Origin of the sequence: Dokdonia sp. Asnod1-B02, from assembly GCF_045063955.1 — a bacterium.
GTDB lineage: Bacteria > Bacteroidota > Bacteroidia > Flavobacteriales > Flavobacteriaceae > Dokdonia.
This window is the reverse complement of record NZ_JBEFNW010000002.1, coordinates 966,931-983,949: the sequence shown is the minus strand read 5'-3', so window position 1 is coordinate 983,949 and position 17,019 is coordinate 966,931. Positions and strand designations below refer to the sequence as shown.

Annotated in this window: 15 protein-coding genes and 1 tRNA gene; 1 reads left to right on the top strand and 15 read right to left on the bottom strand. The window is 35.9% G+C overall.

The window, feature by feature from the left end:
- Positions 1 to 52 precede the first annotated feature (52 nt).
- From ACJJVU_RS04490 to ACJJVU_RS04440, 11 genes are all read right to left on the bottom strand, one after another.
- Positions 53 to 2,002: a thiamine pyrophosphate-binding protein gene (locus ACJJVU_RS04490; protein WP_405222724.1), complete on the bottom strand. Its 1,950-nt coding sequence runs from the start codon at positions 2,000 to 2,002 to the stop codon at positions 53 to 55.
- 11 nt (positions 2,003 to 2,013) lie between these two features.
- Entirely contained in the window at positions 2,014 to 2,385 is a 372-nt protein-coding gene (locus tag ACJJVU_RS04485; protein WP_405222721.1) for a hypothetical protein, read from the bottom strand.
- 58 nt (positions 2,386 to 2,443) lie between these two features.
- Positions 2,444 to 3,196: a hypothetical protein gene (locus ACJJVU_RS04480; RefSeq protein WP_405222718.1), complete on the bottom strand. Its 753-nt coding sequence runs from the start codon at positions 3,194 to 3,196 to the stop codon at positions 2,444 to 2,446.
- Between the two features lie 11 nt (positions 3,197 to 3,207).
- Positions 3,208 to 4,815, bottom strand: a complete 1,608-nt coding sequence (locus tag ACJJVU_RS04475; protein WP_405222715.1) for a glutamate synthase-related protein — start codon at positions 4,813 to 4,815, stop codon at positions 3,208 to 3,210.
- 29 nt (positions 4,816 to 4,844) lie between these two features.
- Positions 4,845 to 8,360 (bottom strand): metallophosphatase, encoded by a 3,516-nt coding sequence (locus ACJJVU_RS04470; RefSeq protein WP_405222712.1) that lies wholly within the window; start codon positions 8,358 to 8,360, stop codon positions 4,845 to 4,847.
- 1 nt (position 8,361) lies between these two features.
- Positions 8,362 to 8,742: a hypothetical protein gene (locus tag ACJJVU_RS04465; RefSeq protein ID WP_379952764.1), complete on the bottom strand. Its 381-nt coding sequence runs from the start codon at positions 8,740 to 8,742 to the stop codon at positions 8,362 to 8,364.
- Positions 8,742 to 9,008: a hypothetical protein gene (locus ACJJVU_RS04460; RefSeq protein WP_379952765.1), complete on the bottom strand. Its 267-nt coding sequence runs from the start codon at positions 9,006 to 9,008 to the stop codon at positions 8,742 to 8,744. The genes ACJJVU_RS04465 and ACJJVU_RS04460 overlap by 1 nt, the downstream gene beginning before the upstream one ends.
- Before the next feature lie 12 nt (positions 9,009 to 9,020).
- A complete protein-coding gene (locus tag ACJJVU_RS04455) occupies positions 9,021 to 10,673 on the bottom strand; it encodes a CRTAC1 family protein (RefSeq protein ID WP_405222708.1) in 1,653 nt (550 codons plus the stop codon).
- Entirely contained in the window at positions 10,666 to 11,331 is a 666-nt protein-coding gene (locus ACJJVU_RS04450) for a DUF6796 family protein (protein WP_405222705.1), read from the bottom strand. Before ACJJVU_RS04450 ends, ACJJVU_RS04455 begins: the two co-directional genes overlap by 8 nt.
- Positions 11,332 to 11,602: 271 nt before the next feature.
- Positions 11,603 to 12,280: a Crp/Fnr family transcriptional regulator gene (locus tag ACJJVU_RS04445; protein ID WP_405222702.1), complete on the bottom strand. Its 678-nt coding sequence runs from the start codon at positions 12,278 to 12,280 to the stop codon at positions 11,603 to 11,605.
- A gap of 266 nt (positions 12,281 to 12,546) precedes the next feature.
- Positions 12,547 to 12,619 (bottom strand) — tRNA-Met (locus ACJJVU_RS04440).
- A 163-nt stretch (positions 12,620 to 12,782) separates the two neighbouring features.
- Between ACJJVU_RS04440 and ACJJVU_RS04435 the strand changes: the two genes are divergently transcribed.
- Positions 12,783 to 14,339: a hypothetical protein gene (locus tag ACJJVU_RS04435; RefSeq protein WP_405222699.1), complete on the top strand. Its 1,557-nt coding sequence runs from the start codon at positions 12,783 to 12,785 to the stop codon at positions 14,337 to 14,339.
- A 4-nt stretch (positions 14,340 to 14,343) separates the two neighbouring features.
- Here ACJJVU_RS04435 and ACJJVU_RS04430 read toward each other — a convergent pair whose 3' ends face one another.
- The 4 genes from ACJJVU_RS04430 to ACJJVU_RS04415 all read right to left on the bottom strand — a co-directional run bounded on the left by ACJJVU_RS04430 (position 14,344) and on the right by ACJJVU_RS04415 (position 17,019).
- The gene (locus tag ACJJVU_RS04430; protein ID WP_339849766.1) at positions 14,344 to 14,700 is read right to left on the bottom strand and encodes an STAS/SEC14 domain-containing protein; all 357 of its coding nucleotides are present in this window, start codon (positions 14,698 to 14,700) and stop codon (positions 14,344 to 14,346) included.
- A 70-nt stretch (positions 14,701 to 14,770) separates the two neighbouring features.
- Positions 14,771 to 14,950 carry a CPXCG motif-containing cysteine-rich protein gene (locus ACJJVU_RS04425; RefSeq protein WP_013751183.1) on the bottom strand — a complete coding sequence of 60 codons (180 nt, stop codon included), beginning with the start codon at positions 14,948 to 14,950 and terminating at the stop codon, positions 14,771 to 14,773.
- 51 nt (positions 14,951 to 15,001) lie between these two features.
- Positions 15,002 to 16,336, bottom strand: a complete 1,335-nt coding sequence (locus tag ACJJVU_RS04420; protein ID WP_405222695.1) for a TolC family protein — start codon at positions 16,334 to 16,336, stop codon at positions 15,002 to 15,004.
- Positions 16,336 to 17,019 (bottom strand): hypothetical protein, encoded by a 684-nt coding sequence (locus tag ACJJVU_RS04415; protein WP_405222692.1) that lies wholly within the window; start codon positions 17,017 to 17,019, stop codon positions 16,336 to 16,338. The genes ACJJVU_RS04420 and ACJJVU_RS04415 overlap by 1 nt, the downstream gene beginning before the upstream one ends.

Genomic DNA, 17,019 nt, shown 5'->3' with positions numbered 1-17,019 from the left:
ACCCTAAGTTGTCAAACTCCTTACTTCATAAACCTGTTCTAATGTGTAGTGTCTATATTAAATTTACGTCTGTGATTACTTCTAATAGCGCAGGGCCATCATGATCATTAAGCTTCTTCATAGCTGGCAATAAATCCTCGAGTTTCTCAACGCGAATCCCCAGAGCACCACAGTTTTCTGCATATTTTGCAAAACTCGGATTTGTTAATGAGGTTTGCCATACATCAACCTCTGCCGCACGTTGCTCCTTTGATATTTTACCTAGTTCTGAATTATTGAGTACAATGTGCTTAATATTCATATTATACTTAACAAGGGTGTTTATTTCCGCTAGATATTGACCTAAACCAGCATCACCAGATACAGACCATATAGGTCTTTTATCACCTTCTGCTGCCCAAGCACCCATGGCTGCTGGCAAAGCAAAACCTATAGAACCTAAATAACCAGACATTAATACAGACTGATTTGTAGGCTCAAAATATCTTCCAAATGAATACGTGTTATTACCCACATCAACAGCTATTACTGCATTTTCTGGCGTAACTTTATTCATGGCATCAAATACAGATATAGAACTAAGTCCATCGCCACAGTCTTGAAGGCGGCTTTCTTTTTCTTCGCGCCATAGTCTCCAGCGCTCTTTTATTTCTCCACGTTGATCTACTGCCATAGTCATATTATTAGTCTGAGCCGTAATGATTTTCATTGTTTCTGAGATTTCTCCCCATAAAGCAACATCTACTTTATGATGTTTACTAAGAGCCATAGGGTCGTAATCGACTTGAATGATTGGCTTCTTTGGAGTGATACCCGTATGATTAGAAAAAGAAGCACCTAGCACAAATAACAAGTCACTTTCGTTCATAAACCATGATGCTATAGGAGTACCACTTCTCCCTAAAACTCCACAACCTAAAGGGTGCTTATCTGCTATTAATCCTTTTGCTTTAAAAGTGGTGATGATTGGACAGTTTAACGCTTTCGCGAAAGCGGTAATAGCTTCCATTTCAAAACGTGCGCCATGCCCCACTATAATTGCTGGTCTTTTTGCTTTCTTAAGTAGCTGTAGAGCCTTTTCAACCATCTCCTTCGGAGGGCTTATATTAAAAGGAGTAATTCTATCTTCTGGAGTTTGCGCCTTTGCCCCTTTTGGTTTCTCTGTAAAGGCTACCTCATCTGGAAAGGTTAAATGCACCACATCTCTCTTTACAAGAGCCGTCTTTAAAGCAAGAGACATCAACTCACTATGGTTAGAATTTAAATGAACCGCGTGGTTGAATTGGGTCACGCTATCAAAAGCCTTCACCAGGTCTACTTCTTGAAAAGCACCTGTACCCACCACTTGAGTGTTAACTTGACCAGAAAGCGCTAGCAAGGGTACTCTATCCACCTTTGCATCCCACATTCCAGTATACATATTTGTCGCACCTGGACCTGCAATACCAAAACAAGCAGCAGGCTTACCTGTTAATTTTGCATATCCTGAGGCTGCAAAGGCTGCTGCACCTTCATGTCTGATTCCAAAATATTGTAACTTCCCTTTTTCCTCCTGCCTTCTCATTGCATCTGCCACAGCAAGATTACTATGCCCTACCATTCCAAAAACGGTATCTACACCCCAATTTACCATGGTCTCAATCATTACGTCAGATATGGTCTCTTTGTGTGGCTCCTCTTCTGGGATTGCAACATAAATAGCCTCACCCTCCTCCTTCACTTCAAAATTCTTTATTCCATCGTCAAAGCCTCCAGGAGAATTTCCCGTGCAAGGATCATAGTCCCAGCCATGCCATGGACAACGCAGCATACCATTCTCAATAGACCCCTCACCTAGAGGTCCACCTTGATGTGGACAAGCATTATCTAAAGCCGAAAATTTCCCTTTATAATGAGTTAAACAAATACCTTGATGACCAGCGGTTACTGTCTGGACTCGTCCTTCAGGAAGCATTTTTCTATTGTCTAATACCTTGTACCATTTTTTGCCCTTTGAGTCCATATCTTTTATATTTAATTCAACTTATTTTTAAATTGCTGCTGACGTATTCTCACTGCTCTAAACGAATATGTTATTAAAGAAAGAATGCCTATTAATGTTAGAATAATTGCAAAAACACTAGTGTATAATGATGTTCTTTCTAAATCAAACAGCCCATTAATCACACTTGAGATTAATAGAAATGCTACTGCTACATAAAGAAAAACCATTGCTGTATTTAATAATTTTAACTGCACTAGCTTGTGACTAATCATCTCCTTTTGCTTGGATTGCTCAATCATCTGGTTTATCTCATTACTCAATGCCACCATTAAAGTGGATGTAGAAAGAATAAGCAATCCCAGACCAGGAACTATCGTAATGGGCAGATACCAGTTTTCCATAATTCACATGATGTCTAGGTTACTTGAATAGATCCAGCACTTCTAGTAGACTTATATTTTATACCGCTAGTAATAGATTGATTACCTCTTTAAAGAACTTCATGCCATCTGCCTCTACAATTCCGCTAGTATCGAGTATGGCTCCTTTAAAACCGTCAGATTTCCAGGTACCCAAGGTTAGTGGTTCTAGTCCAGAAGGATCTATAGCTTGACCTCCTTTGTAACCAGTGATATATAAATAGTGATTATCACAAACGCTATCTGGAATCGCTAGTCCTAAACCAATAGTTATGCTTGAATCTGGTATCTGGCTATAAATTCCAGTATCAAAATGATGTGGCCAGATTCTTATAGAGGCATTGAGATTATAGTTGTTGTCTATCCTTTCAAGAATAAATTGAGCCAGAATGCGTAGATGCATCATCTCACTTAAATCCTCAACATCAGATAATTTAAAGGTGAAATTATCATCAATAGTGTAAGGCAATTCATAGTGAAATTTATACGAATATTCTTTATTGAGAAATTCACGAGAGCTATTTGAAATCCATACTAGAAGCTCTTTATGAGTCGCTCCATCAAGACTAATTATTTTTGATACTGTATTAGATTTCCATTCTAAACTAAAGTTTCTATAATTTAATATGAGCTTATCATTAGCATCAGACAGTGGGTGAGTCTCAAGGAAACCTCCCTCAGGATTAAACCCTAGGTTTGTATGACTATCGTCTTCTTCTTTAGGTAAAAAACTTATTCCTGCTGCAGCTAGGTATTGAGAAGCGATGTGTAATTGTTTTTCTATAGTGTCCATAATGTGTCGTATTAAATTCCAGCATAATTAATTCCTGTCAAGAAGTGTATATCTCTATCGTATGTAGAAAGGTCATCTTGATTAAATTTTTCAATATCGTCATACCCACAAGCCCTTGCTATAACTCTAATTAAATTGTTTGTAGCTTCAAAGTAGTTTTGTAACTGCTTTGCAGATGAGTCAATAATTAAACGACTACGCAAAGATTCCTTTTGTGTAGCGATACCTACTGGGCAATTATTACTGCCACACGCGCGCATTCCTAAGCATCCTATAGCTTGCAATGCAGAGTTTGAAACTGCTATTGCATCTGCTCCTAGCATTAATGCTTTTGCAAAATCTTCTGCTACGCGCAAACCTCCTGTAATTATAAGGGTTACATCTTTTGCTCCTACTTTATCTAGATAAGTACGCGCTCTAGCGAGTGCTGGAATGGTAGGTACATTAATATGATCTCTCAAAACGGTAGGCGCAGAGCCTGTTCCTCCTCCTCTACCGTCCAGAATAATGTAATCCACACCTACATCTAGAGCAAACTGGATATCCTTTTCTATATGGCTAGCTGCAATTTTAAATCCTATGGGAATACCTCCTGTACGTTCTCTTACCGCTTTCGCGAAAGCTTTAAAATCTTCAACACTATGAAAATCTGGAAATGTAGCTGGTGATATTGCTGTCTCTCCTTCTTTCAACCCTCTTACCTCAGCAATTTCTTTACTTACTTTACTGCCTGGCAGGTGCCCTCCAGTACCTGTTTTGGCACCTTGGCCACCTTTAAAATGGAAAGCCTGAACGTTATCTAATTTATCCCAAGAGAATCCAAATTTCGCGGAAGCGAGCTCATAAAAATATTTTGAATTATTTGCTTGCTCTTCTGGTAACATCCCTCCTTCTCCAGAACAAATACCTGTTCCTGCTAGTTGGGCTCCCTTTGACAAAGCAATTTTTGCTTCACGTGATAGTGCACCAAAACTCATATCACTCACAAACAAAGGCATATCTATGGTTAACGGTTTCTGTGCTTTAGGCCCTATAACAACTTTTGTAGCAACTGCTTCTTCATCTAGTAGTGGTCTTGAAGCTAGTTGCGCGGGTAAAAATTGAATATGATCCCATTTAGGAAGTGTGTTTCTATCTACACCCATGGATGCAGAAAAACCGTGATGACCTATGTTCTTTAAGCCATTTTTTGCAAGCTCTTTTATATAACCCGTATAAGGTTCTGTATCTTCTGGATGGGTATCTGCATACGCTCCTAGGTATTCATCTCGATCAAAAGGTTGCGGATTCTTTTTGAGATATGCATCTATCTCAAATGCATCTACCATAAGCATTCCACCTTCTATTTTAGTAGAAAATTTATGCAACACCTCACTATTATTATATTCTGAAACGCCCGAGTCTACACGATAATCCCATCCGTGTACTCCACAAATTAAATTTTCACCATCTACGTGACCATCAGACATTAAAGCCCCTCTGTGATGACATCTCCCGTAAAGTACAGAAATTTCTTCATCAAATTTTACGACGACTAGATCAAGTCCATTTACGAGCGCATGTTCTGGCTCTTTGTTTTTTAAACTGTCTACTTGAATTATTGCTACGGGCTGTTTCATATACTATATAATTTTTTTGAAGTTTAATATTAAAAGACAAAGCCTAGAGAAAACACGATTCTTCCACCATCTGTGCTTGAGTAATACCCTAGATTAGTGGTAAAAGTTTCTAAGCCACTTACCCAAAAGGAGCCCCCTACACTATTATGCCATTTGTCTGAATTATCATTTTCTACCCATACTCTTCCGTAATCAAAACCACCGGTTACACCATACTTGAGAGGGATAAAACTAGTTTTAAATTTACCTAGCAACAATCTCAAATCTGTATTTTGATACACTGAGTATTTACCTATAAAGCGTTCTTTTCTAAATCCGCGCAAACTATGATTACCTCCTAATGAGGCACCGTGATAAAATTCAAAATTATCACCTAGAATAGCTTCTCCTCCTATTTTTGTAGCTAGTACGAGACTGGCACTTTTGTTTAGTCTATGGTCTATTGCTATGTGAGGACGTACATATCCAAATTTATTGTCGATGTCTTCTCCACCTACATTAGCTTTATAACCTGCCGTGATACCGGCATCTAACCCTAATGAAGGGTAAGAAATATCATCTTTATTCTTATAACCATAGTTAACCTCAAGACCAGCATAAGTTTGCTTCTCAAAAACTGTAGCCGAAGATGGTAAGAAGTTAATAAATCTATCTTCGGTGTTTTCTACTTCAAAGGACTCAATTAAAGGTTTAACATAAAATGAACCTCCATCTCTGCCATTCCAGATTAATGATATTGCAGCATTCCATTCTTTTATACTTACACGATTAAAATCAATATCTACATCATCCTTATCATAAAGTGTTTCATTACCAAAACCGAAAAAGTTTTGTGCAAAATTTGGACTCGTATATTTTCCCTCTACACCAAAATTCCAGTTATGAAAAATATTTGAAAACTCACCTTTATATGAAACATCATAACCAGAATTACCTGTATAATAGGAAGCGCTTACTGAATGCTTTGTAGTAAATGGATTGCGCTGGATACCATAAGTTGTAAAATTATTTACAAAACCTATTCTAAGACCATCATCTGGGTTTGCACCTATGATGGGTAAAAATTGGTTAATACTGTATTTACGTTTTTTATAGTCGTAGTTGTTAATTTCATAATCATCAACTAACCATTTTTTTGACTTGCTATTAACGATGGTATTATTCTTCCCTTTATAATCGTAGAGCTTAACTTTTTTTGTGTTCTTAAAATTATAAATGTCATTTTGCTTTCCTCCTAAAACCTTGATGGTAATTAAGTCATTTCCCTTCCCTGTTACATTGAAGGTATCGTTGCCGTCTAAACCGTAGATCCAGATTTCTTTAGTTTCATCTTTTATGAACGTTCTTTCAAAAATGCCAAGGTCTTTCCTTTGAACCTCAATCTTAGTTTCTCCATTAGGAAGTCGTTTAATATTAAAGACATCGTCTTTTTGCGTACCTGTTATTACTTCATGCTTGTTTACATAATCATAATAACGGCGAGCTATATCTACAATATTCCCTCTTCTTCCCTTAAGTTTTCCCTTAATATCCTCAATGGTTTGACCCTTCATTTCTACTGGAACATTCTCAAAGGCTAGTTCTATAACATCATCTGTAAGTCCAGTTTGTAAGGCCATTGCTTCTTTCTCCCAGTCTTTCCAGTCTGATTTATTGATAAAAGTCATGTCCAAAGGATAAGGCTCAAAACTGAACCATTTAGGACTACGCAATTCCTCATCATAAGATTGCATCATACGTAAGCTAGGCACAGCGCAGCTTAGGAAGTTTAAAACACTCCCGTCAAATATGGAAAAAGCTTGATCTCGATCTCTCGGTATTGGTTTGCAAATCTCTGATCCATCCTCATTTTCAAAAAGAGCCCATCTCCATTGATCCTCATGCCTATCCCAATCCCCTATGAGCATGTCAAATAATCTTGCTCTTATATAAGAAGGCTCATCTACGATAGACTTACCTGTTTTATTAATTTCTATGAGAACGTCACTGGTGCTTAAAATATCTTTAGGCTTTCCAAAACTTGCTAAATCATTATGACCAGATTCTACACGCTCTTCTAGTAAATATAGCTCATCACCATACTCATCATTATACTCACCTAAATCTCGTTGTTTAGGTATATAGTACAACTCTGGGTTAGTATGGAAAATATTTACAGCATCTGCGAGAGTTCCTATAGTTGTAGGAGTGTAAGGATGAGCAGTTGTATAAAAATCTAAGAGAAATTTGTCTGCAAAACTTCCTTCTAGTTCTTCTTCTACATATTTGTCTTGAAATGCAGTAGATTGTAAAAACTTAATCGCGCTTTTCTTTAGAGCTCGCATTACATATTCCTTTCCGTCTTTAGTCTCTAGTCGCAGCGATTTAGACTGGTGGCCACCTCCTCGCCTTACAGGAGTGAGCCCTCCTTTTAATGTGTCTATAAAAGCAACTTTGGCATTAACTGTTTTGCTATATAAATCTCTATAATGATCTCCCCAAAGACCTTTGTACAGTTTGCTTTTTTCGGTTTCTTCTAACGTATATACAGATGAGCTAAACGTATTATTAAAGCTACTTCTTTCTTTATAATTAACGATTTCTTCCTTCTCTGCCTCCATGATTGTAGCTGAGAATGGCGTTGAGATACCTTGAAAAGAAACTCTTACAGTACCATTTTTAAAAACATCAATTCGTGCATAGCCATTTTCGCTTGAAGCGAAATCTTTATCACCTTTTACAGATGCCTTTCTTGTTTTACCTGCGGCTCCACTTATAATTTGAGAAACTCCATGCTTATTAATGTATTGTAAATTTTTATCACGTCCCGAAATAAAAATGAGATCTTCTGTCTGTCTTGCAAGAGTGACTAGACGATTTCTAAATTTTCTATTTTGCTTATTTTGAAAGTCATGCAATGAGGTACCACCTGTTCTAGAAATAAATCCTTCATTAGAGTTAGAAAAAACAGGATGATGCATCGCAACCATAATGATTTTTCCTTGAGATTTTTTAATCATACTCTCAAACTCTAAGAAAAAGTCTGTTCTGTTTTTTATATCACAATTTTCATTGAGGTAAATATGATCATTCCAATCTTCTAGATACCATTGTGAGTCTACAGTTATTAAAACGACGTTGTCAGTAATATTTGCCTTTTTAATGGGGCAACCTTTATCTGGATAGAATTTTGACTTACTATTTTCTTGAATAAACGCTTCTATCTTTCTCACATCTCTGTGCCCATTAGCAACCCATTCGTTCTGACCTGGAGTAAAAATCACTTTACCGTTAAATGATTCTAATATTTCTAGTTGCGATGCTATTTCTGCACTAGCTCCTTTTGTAAAACCATTGTCAGATACTGCATTACCAAGTATGAGTAATTGTGAATTACTCAATGTTTTGGCTTCATTATTTATTTTAGTTAAAACAGCTTGATCGTCTGTATTTCCTGTATTTGCAGTTACAAATATGGAAGTCTCTAATTGTTGTGCAGTAGCAAAATAGCTTACTAATAGTAACGCACATAATAGAGGTGATTTTTTTAGATGGAAAGTTTTCATATTAGTGGTCATTCTTAGATTTTAAATAAAAAATTCTTAAACCAATTATGCTACTAAATAGCACTAAGGAATAGTAACACATAGGTGTTCCTGATTCTGTTTTTGGGCACTCAGCTTCTCCTAGGTATTGCATTATAGATGCGATGAAGGCTATGCCAAAAGCTAATCCTGCAAATAGAAAATACAATACATTCCATTTTTTAAGAAGATGTGCTACAAGTGGTACTAAAAAACATACTAGTACTACAATGCACATCGGTATGTGCAGTATTTTTGGACAACTATCGCCAGTAGCGAGTTCATCAATCACGAGAGTTCCCGCTCCATACAGCCCAATAATTAAGAGTACAACAATTAAATAGTATGTGATTTTTGTACTCATTATTTCTTGTATACAATTTTACAAGTAGGACACTCAGTACCTTTTACAGTACTCTTAAGTTTGATTCCATTCATATGAGTTACAATGAAATCCTGTACAAACGCATAACTAGCAGTGTGGTTGTTTACATTTATTTGGATGTCATTATACTTTTCTCTTATAAGATTATCATACTCCTGATCACCCCAACAATTTGGACAATACCCTATCGATAGATCAGATACAGCTTTAACCTTATCTGCAAATAATTCTTTTATAAAATTCATCTTGATATTGTATTATTCTTGAGTATCTAAAACTTCTTCAGTATCCTGACTATCTTTAATTAAAGACTTTAAGTCAACAACGCTATTGATTTTTGGATTTGCAACATTAACCTCCTTATCATTTGATAAGCGTACATTAATATTTAAAACGGTAGTTTCTGCACCTAGTCCAAATTGAATTAATGATGTTTGATCACTAGCTAAGCCTTCTCCAGTAACTAACCAATCTGTTAATTTCTTTGTAGGCGTCGTTACAGTTATTTTAGCACCTTGCGCATTAATTGACTCGCCTAGATCTACCTGTAGGTAATTATTTGTGCCACCCTCATTTAAATAAGCAAGCGCAGGAGAATCGATATTTACCCAAATCATATCCAAATAGCCATCTTGATTAAAATCACTTACTAATGATGTAATCGCATAGTGAGGATTTACAAGTTTGCTTTCTTTCTCAGTAGGAGCAAATGTTCCATCTTCTTTTTGAATAAGGACTCTACTAGGTAGTTTAAAAAGTTTATTAGGAGCTAGGTCTACATAGTTTTCTGCAACCATAAGATCCTGAAGACCATCGTTATTAAGATCTGCAAAGGTACAACCCCATGAAAATTCATAGTCTGCTATTTTAGCCTCCTCTGCTGTATCTGTAAATTTAAAATCCCCATCATTTCTAAATAAAATCCACTTCTCATTAAACAATGAAGCGTCTTTTATGTCTCCCTTTGCAAGTACTCTAGGTAAAGTACTCCCGGTATTTGAAAACATGAAATCAACTAATCCATCATTATTATAATCACCTACAGCTAATCCCATGGGATAAGCAAACTTCTTAGTGAGCGGATTAGGCTTCATCGTAAAAGTTAAATCTCCATTGTTTCTATAAGTTCTAGCCTCTCCTGTATCATGGACCACAACTAAGTCTAACCACGTATCATCATCAATATCTACTAATACTCCTTGAAAAGTATTATGAATGTAATCTAGACCAGCAGCTTTGGTAATACTTACAAACGTATCATCACCATTATTAAGTAAGAGCTCGCTAGTAGCACCGTAGGTATAATCCTCAAATATGGTTTGCCCCTCCATCAATTCCTTTTTAAGGTATGTGGCAAGAAAAATATCTAAATCACCATCTTTATCAATATCACCGACAGTAATTCCAGCTGGGTTAGATTTGGCATTCATAGGAGTGTCAATAATTTTTTCAGTGAATTTGCCATTCGTATTATAGTAAATACGGAGCCCATCCTCCCTACCTAAAATAATATCTGTAAACCCATTATTATCAAAATCGGCAGAGACAACACCAACAGTAGTGGTGGTCTTACCCTTTGTAGGTAAATTGACCTCTTCAGAAATATTTACAAATTCGTTATTTCTGAAGGCAAAAATCGCATCCTCTTGGTTCATCCCACCTCCAAAGAAGACCTCATCTACATTATCATTGTCAATATCAATTAATGCTGATGGAGCAATAGGCAATGATTTATCACCATTATATTGATGATTAAAGTCTATAGAGATTGGAGTGAATGTTGGTATTTTTTCTTCTGAGATTGTAATATCATACTTGTCTGAAACTGAATCTCTCCAAAAAAAACCTAAAACCAAAATGATTAAAAGAATAATAATGACGCCAAGTGTTTTAAGTATTTTTTTAAGCATTTTGATGGTTTTTAGTAAGGTTTTTTAATTGAATAAGAGAAAGCGTGAAGAGCATGAAGTGAGTTACATTCATTAAAATAGGTAACATATGTGCTCCTAGAGATGGAATAATTTTACCTATAATTACTAATAATATGAGAATCGCTATAGGGCTAAAGAAAGCCATCCATTTTTTATAGTAGGTTCCACCTTTAAGGATAGCTGTAATGAAAGCAATAGATAATACTGCTATAACTATACGGAGTATTTTGACCAGCACTTCCATGTGGCCTGTATAATGATCTAAGAGGGTTGTGTAGGTAGTAGCGTCTATGCTATTTTTTAGATGCACTACATTACCTATTGATGCTCGAGAACCTATCCAAACACCTCCTACTGCAAATGCAATAAAACCTACCGCTAGAACAACTCGAGCTAACATCTCATTACCAGATTTAAGCATTCTATATATGTGTATATAACCCGCAAAATAAAATGGTAATCCTATAATTGCTATATAATGTCCCATCGATAGATTACCTAAAGACACGTATTTGAAAAATTCATAGTCTTTTGAATGTTCTAAAATATCAGGAGAGTAATGCAAAAGATACTCACCCAGTCCAACAAGGAGCGAAGCGAAAAGGCCTAAATAGCCTAAAAATTTGGTTAGTTTCATCTAATTTTCAATCAGTTAGTTTGGTTTATGTCGACTTATGTTAAAATTCCTTTCATAAATTGAAAAAATTTGTTAATTATTATATAGAGTAGCTAATAGCTTTCATTCACAAATCATAGAACTTGAGAATATTTTGTCCTTTAAATGGTAATCAACTATTACCTGTTCAAGTAAGAACTTATAGGTTTGCAGGACCACTGTACACTACGTTAAAAATTGAAATCTCTATAGTAAGCTAGAATCACTCAACACAATTGTTCAAATAGTCGCTTTAAACCTCATCAAGGTTCTGAGATGCTTTTGAAATGAATTCCATATTATAATTTATAACGCCTTCTTTTCTCATGGTACTCAATACATTGCTAACAGTTTGCCTAGAAGTATTTGTGAGGTTTGCAATATCCTTGTGACTTAAAAGGTTCTTGGCCTGTAAACGACCAGATACTTCAGCCTCTCCAAATTCTTCTAGATAATCTGATATAAACTCCTTAATTCTTGTTGTACTGTCTTTGTATAACAAATCATGTAGTCGTCGTTCAAGTTTTTGAATACGTAAGCCATAGATTTTGAGAAGTCCATTTTTAAGGGATTTGTGCTTATCCATAAGCGCTTCCATCTCATTGGATTCTATATAACATATAACACAGCTTTCTAACGCATAAGCAATTTCTTCACTTGCAGCTGCCTTATCATATAAAGCAAGCTCCCCAAAGACATTTCCCCTTTTAACTATGTACTTAGCAGTGTTGCTCGTTTTATCTACAATTTTGACACTTCCCTTTTTTAAGAAAAAAACACTATTCTTATGCTCATCTCTAAGTTCGATGCGCTTACCTTTTTCTATAGTATCCATTTCAAGAATCTCGCACATTCTCATCATATTGATCATTCCGAGCTTCTTAAAGAGATTAAAACCCTCTAAAAACCAGTATTTTGTGATTGTCTTCAAGTATTAATCATTTAGGTTACACAACAATAGTAGTAAAATAGTTTAGGGTTTGGACGACTTATTTTGAGGATACTTACTTCAGGCGACACTTTAGAGTAATCAACTAGAATGTGAAAACTTTTATTTAAGAAAACTGTCTAAATGCTAAAGAATAGCAAAATAACATGCTGCAACATCATTATGAAGTAGAGGGAATATACTGCAGGTACAGTAGGAAACTAAAGGAAATAAAAAAAGCTCCACATTGCTGTGAAGCTTTTACTTAGTAGCGGGAACTGGACTCGAACCAGTGACCTTCGGGTTATGAGCCCGACGAGCTGCCTACTGCTCTATCCCGCGATATATGTTCCAGTAACACGTTTCTTGATTAGGCCATCAGTACTGCGTTAATTGGAGTGCAAATATACAACAAACTTTTCCTTATTACCAAATCACAAAGGGCATATTTAACAAGAAATCACAAACTTTTTTCTCAGCGATTACTGCATATTATATTTAACCTATGAATAAAAAAACAAGAACGATTCTCATCTCGCTGGTAATCTTAATACTAGCACTTTTTACAGCTCAACTTTTAATAAATCGTGCAGTAAAAAATAAAGCAGAATTTTTTCTAAAAAATCGACTTCCTGATCATTTTACTGTCTCATATAGCGATATAAATCTAAAAAGCTTCTCTGGAACCATCACTTTTATAGATCCAGAAGTGCATATTCAGAACAAAACGGATACTATAACACACACAATCGTTAAGGCAAACTCATTTATAATTGAAGATGTGAGCTACTGGAGCTATCTAGTTCGTAAAGAAATTAGAATAGAAGATATAAAACTCAACGATGCAGCAATTACTTACAGCAAGCATAAATTCAAGAAATCAACAGACACGGTAAGAAAACCTCTTGCCAAAGTTTTTAAACCCATTCTGGTTCAAGAATTAAGTATAGATAATGCTTCCTTAATGATTTATGACGGAACGAAAGACTCAATATCCGTTAGCGTAGCAGATATAACTTTAGAAATAGACGACATTTATATAGATAGTAAGACGTTAACCAGAAAGCTACCTCTAGATTACTCCGACTACAATGCTAATGGTTCTGATATATCTCTAAAAGTAGGCAACTACGAACGACTCACTCTTGACGATTTTACCATAACTGATAGAAAAGGACGTTTCAACAATATCACACTGAATACAAAATACAGTAAGGCTGACCTCTCAAATATAATCCCAGTAGAAAGAGATCATTTTAATCTAGCGATAGCAGCGATTGAAATAGACAATCCCACTTTTGGATTTGAAAATAGTGAGTTATTTGCAGGAGCTAACTCAATTACCATTAGCAAGCCTACTTTAGAGGTTTATAGAGACAAGCTAGTTACTGACGATAATAGTTACAAGCCTCTTTATAGTAAAATGCTCAGGGATGCTCCTATTAACCTCCTAGTAGATGATGTTACTATTAAAGATGGTAGTATTGTTTATCAAGAAAAATTAAAGGATGATAATCAAGGAGGGCGCATTGAATTTTCTGCTCTTAATGCATCTATAAACAAACTAGGAAACACATATCCCGCTGGAGATAAAACAGCCTTAAAACTCACCGCTACTTTTATGGATAACACTCCTATTGAAGTAGATTGGTCTTTTGATGTAAATGATAAAAATGATCTTTTTCTATTTAAAGGGGGTATGGGCAAATTACCAGGAGAACAGATGAATCAATTTACTGCTCCCAATCTAAATATTAAACTCACAGGTGAAACTTACCAAACCTACTTTACTATAGACGGTAATGCTAGCAAGTCTACCATAGATATGCGTATGAAATATGACGATTTTGAGATTGAAATAATGCGCAAAAGAGGAAAAGGCATTAACAAGTTACTATCTAAGGTTGTAAACCTGTTTATTAAAGAAGATAGTGATGACAAACCTACAGATTTTAGAGAAGGCTCTGGTGAGACAGAAAGAGACACAACGAAGTCATTCTTCAATTATCTTTGGCTTAACCTCAAGTCTGGTTTAATCGCAACACTAGCCGGAAAAGGATAAACTCTTACTTTTTCATAACCCAGCACAAAGCATCTACACGTTTTTTTGATGAGAAAGCCTTTACGTCTGAGGTCATTAATAAATCCTTGAGACGCACTACTCGGCGTATCCACGACCTGTTAGATACAATCACTAATCTATTGATACGCTTAGCATAAGAGATATCAAAAAATGTATGGTCAATAAATGCTCTTATCTCAATCTCATCCACATCGTCTTCCTCAAGGTAAATATTGATTTTATCGTGACTTTCAAGCTTTTTCTCTATCGCCGCCTTAACTTGATTAACACCATCTTGAGCTATTTTGTTTTCATAAACAAAGCCTAGAGTGTCATCTGCGATATTAAGTTCTATAATCATGAAGAATTTATTAATAGAAAGATAAATCTTTTATGAATGGAAACGTAAAAACGTATTGTAAGAAAATAGTCTATTGCTCGATATCTATGGCTGAGAATGAAGTTAAGGTTCCATCCTCAAAACCCACTTGTAGTTCAATGGGGTTACAGCACACCTCACAATCTTCTACATAAACACTACTTATGGATGGATCTAAGAGCATAGAAATCTCTTCCCAACAGTATGGGCATTGAAAAAAATGTTCGTACATGATGATCTAATTTATAGAGGAGTACGCTTTCGCGAAAGCGCCACCTACGTATTAAAAATCTACATTAAGTAATTGACCTGTAAGCTGTAATAATTGTATCTCTGCAAGCTTTGCAGTATACTTTGCTGCGTTCTTGGTAGTTTGCGCATTAAGAAGATTTAATTGCGCCTGACGGAATTCAATACTAGTAATTTGACCTAACTTAAAACGCTCCTCAGACCTATCAAAGTTTGCTTTACTCGTAATTACATTCTGTTCTTGTAAGTTATAAATCGCAAGTGCATTATAATAGTTGCCCTTTGCGTTTGAAATATCACGTTCTACTTGTTGCTTGAGTTGCTCTTTGATATACTCTTGGCTGTCAAGTGCTATTTTAGCATTCTTAATGCCAACTATAGTACTACCTCCATCAAATAAATTCCATCGTAAGGTTGCTCCTGTTTGAAAACCTGTAGATGTACTTGAAGCAAGAAAGTTAGTCGCAGGAAAATTTCCCTCATTCCACCCATAACTACCTGTTATTCCTACTGTAGGAAGTAAAAGTGATTTAGCCTGCTTTATCTGGTAATCACTAATGATTATATTTTGTTCTGATTGCAAAAGCGAAATGTTATTTACAGTCCCTTCATTAATATACTCTTCTATGCTTATAGGGTTTATAAAAGCAACTGTAGTATCTGCCACCTTCAGGTCTTCTAGCTCTCTTGCAAGCACCACATTAAGATCACGCTGTGCATTGCGCAGCTGCTGTCTTGCGTTAAGGATATTTGTACTATCGGTTACGATATCTACTTGTGCATTGAGGACCTCAAGCTTATTTACTTGCCCGTAATCAAATTGATATTGCGCTCTAAGCTCACGTTCTTTTGAAATTTCAAGTGCATTTTCTAGCACACCCAGATTTTCTTCAACGCGTGCAACTTCATAATACACTGTAAAGAGTTGCACCATCACATTCTCAATTGTCTCTCTAGCCTGCAGCTTAGATAAGCCATATTGTTCCTTGAGAGTCTTGTAGTTATAATACCTCCCTAAGCCATCAAAAAGTGTATAATCTAGATTTACAGATGCGTTGTACCTTGTCGTCTCTGCTCCATTTACAGATCTTGATGTACCATCTTGAAAAGTAGCTTCTTGATTATCTACATTATAATTTATACCCGCTGTAGTGCTTATCGTAGGTAAATATCCTGTATTTAAAATCCCTGTATTATTTTCGGCAACTGCCACTTGATTGTTAGCAAGTAGAATCCCAAAATTATTCTCAAGCATAGTACGTATCGCCTCTTCCTTAGTAAGTAAAGAAGTTGGAGTTTCTTGAGAGTACGCTTTCGCGAAAGCGAACAATAAAAGAAATATTGCTATATTTTGTACTGAAAGTTTCATTATTGATTCCTTAAAATGTTATGCAATAGCGCTTCCATCGTGAGTTTTTGAACTAAATTGTGTGGTGAAGTACGCATAATCTCAATCTCGCCAGCACTTAAAATAAGCTCATCTTCTCCCTCTTCTTCTAGTTTTAAATCGGCTGTATTAAATGTTTGCTCATCCTTAATATCACCTTTTTTGATGGTTACAGTGTCTCGCTGTTGTACAAATAAAAATGAGTTATAATCTAAGAAACGATTAATCCCTCCTAGCATTTTAAATCCAATGAGTCCTAGACTTATCATGAATACATATGTGAATAATTTTGTGAGCGTAAATTCATTACTTCCAGTAAAAATAGCAAGTAACAACCAGCAATGAATGAGCCCTACAAGTGATAAAATCACACCTACAACAACAGCTGCTATGTCCATTAACTTTGCTCCAGAAGCTCTGCGTATGGTGATGGTGCCTGTATTTTCGTCCATCGTATACATGAAACCAATATCCTTTAAGTAGTCAAGGTTATTTATTGCAACCTCTTTTTGATTGATTTGTGACTGTAGCTCATCTGTAGGTGCGTCTATAGAACGCTTGTCTATCTCATTGAGCAAGTTGAGCTTTGCCTCGTACGTAAGTTTATCGCTTTGCTCTAGCACAGCTAGTATCTCACGGTGGGTATGATTTTTATACAAATTCAT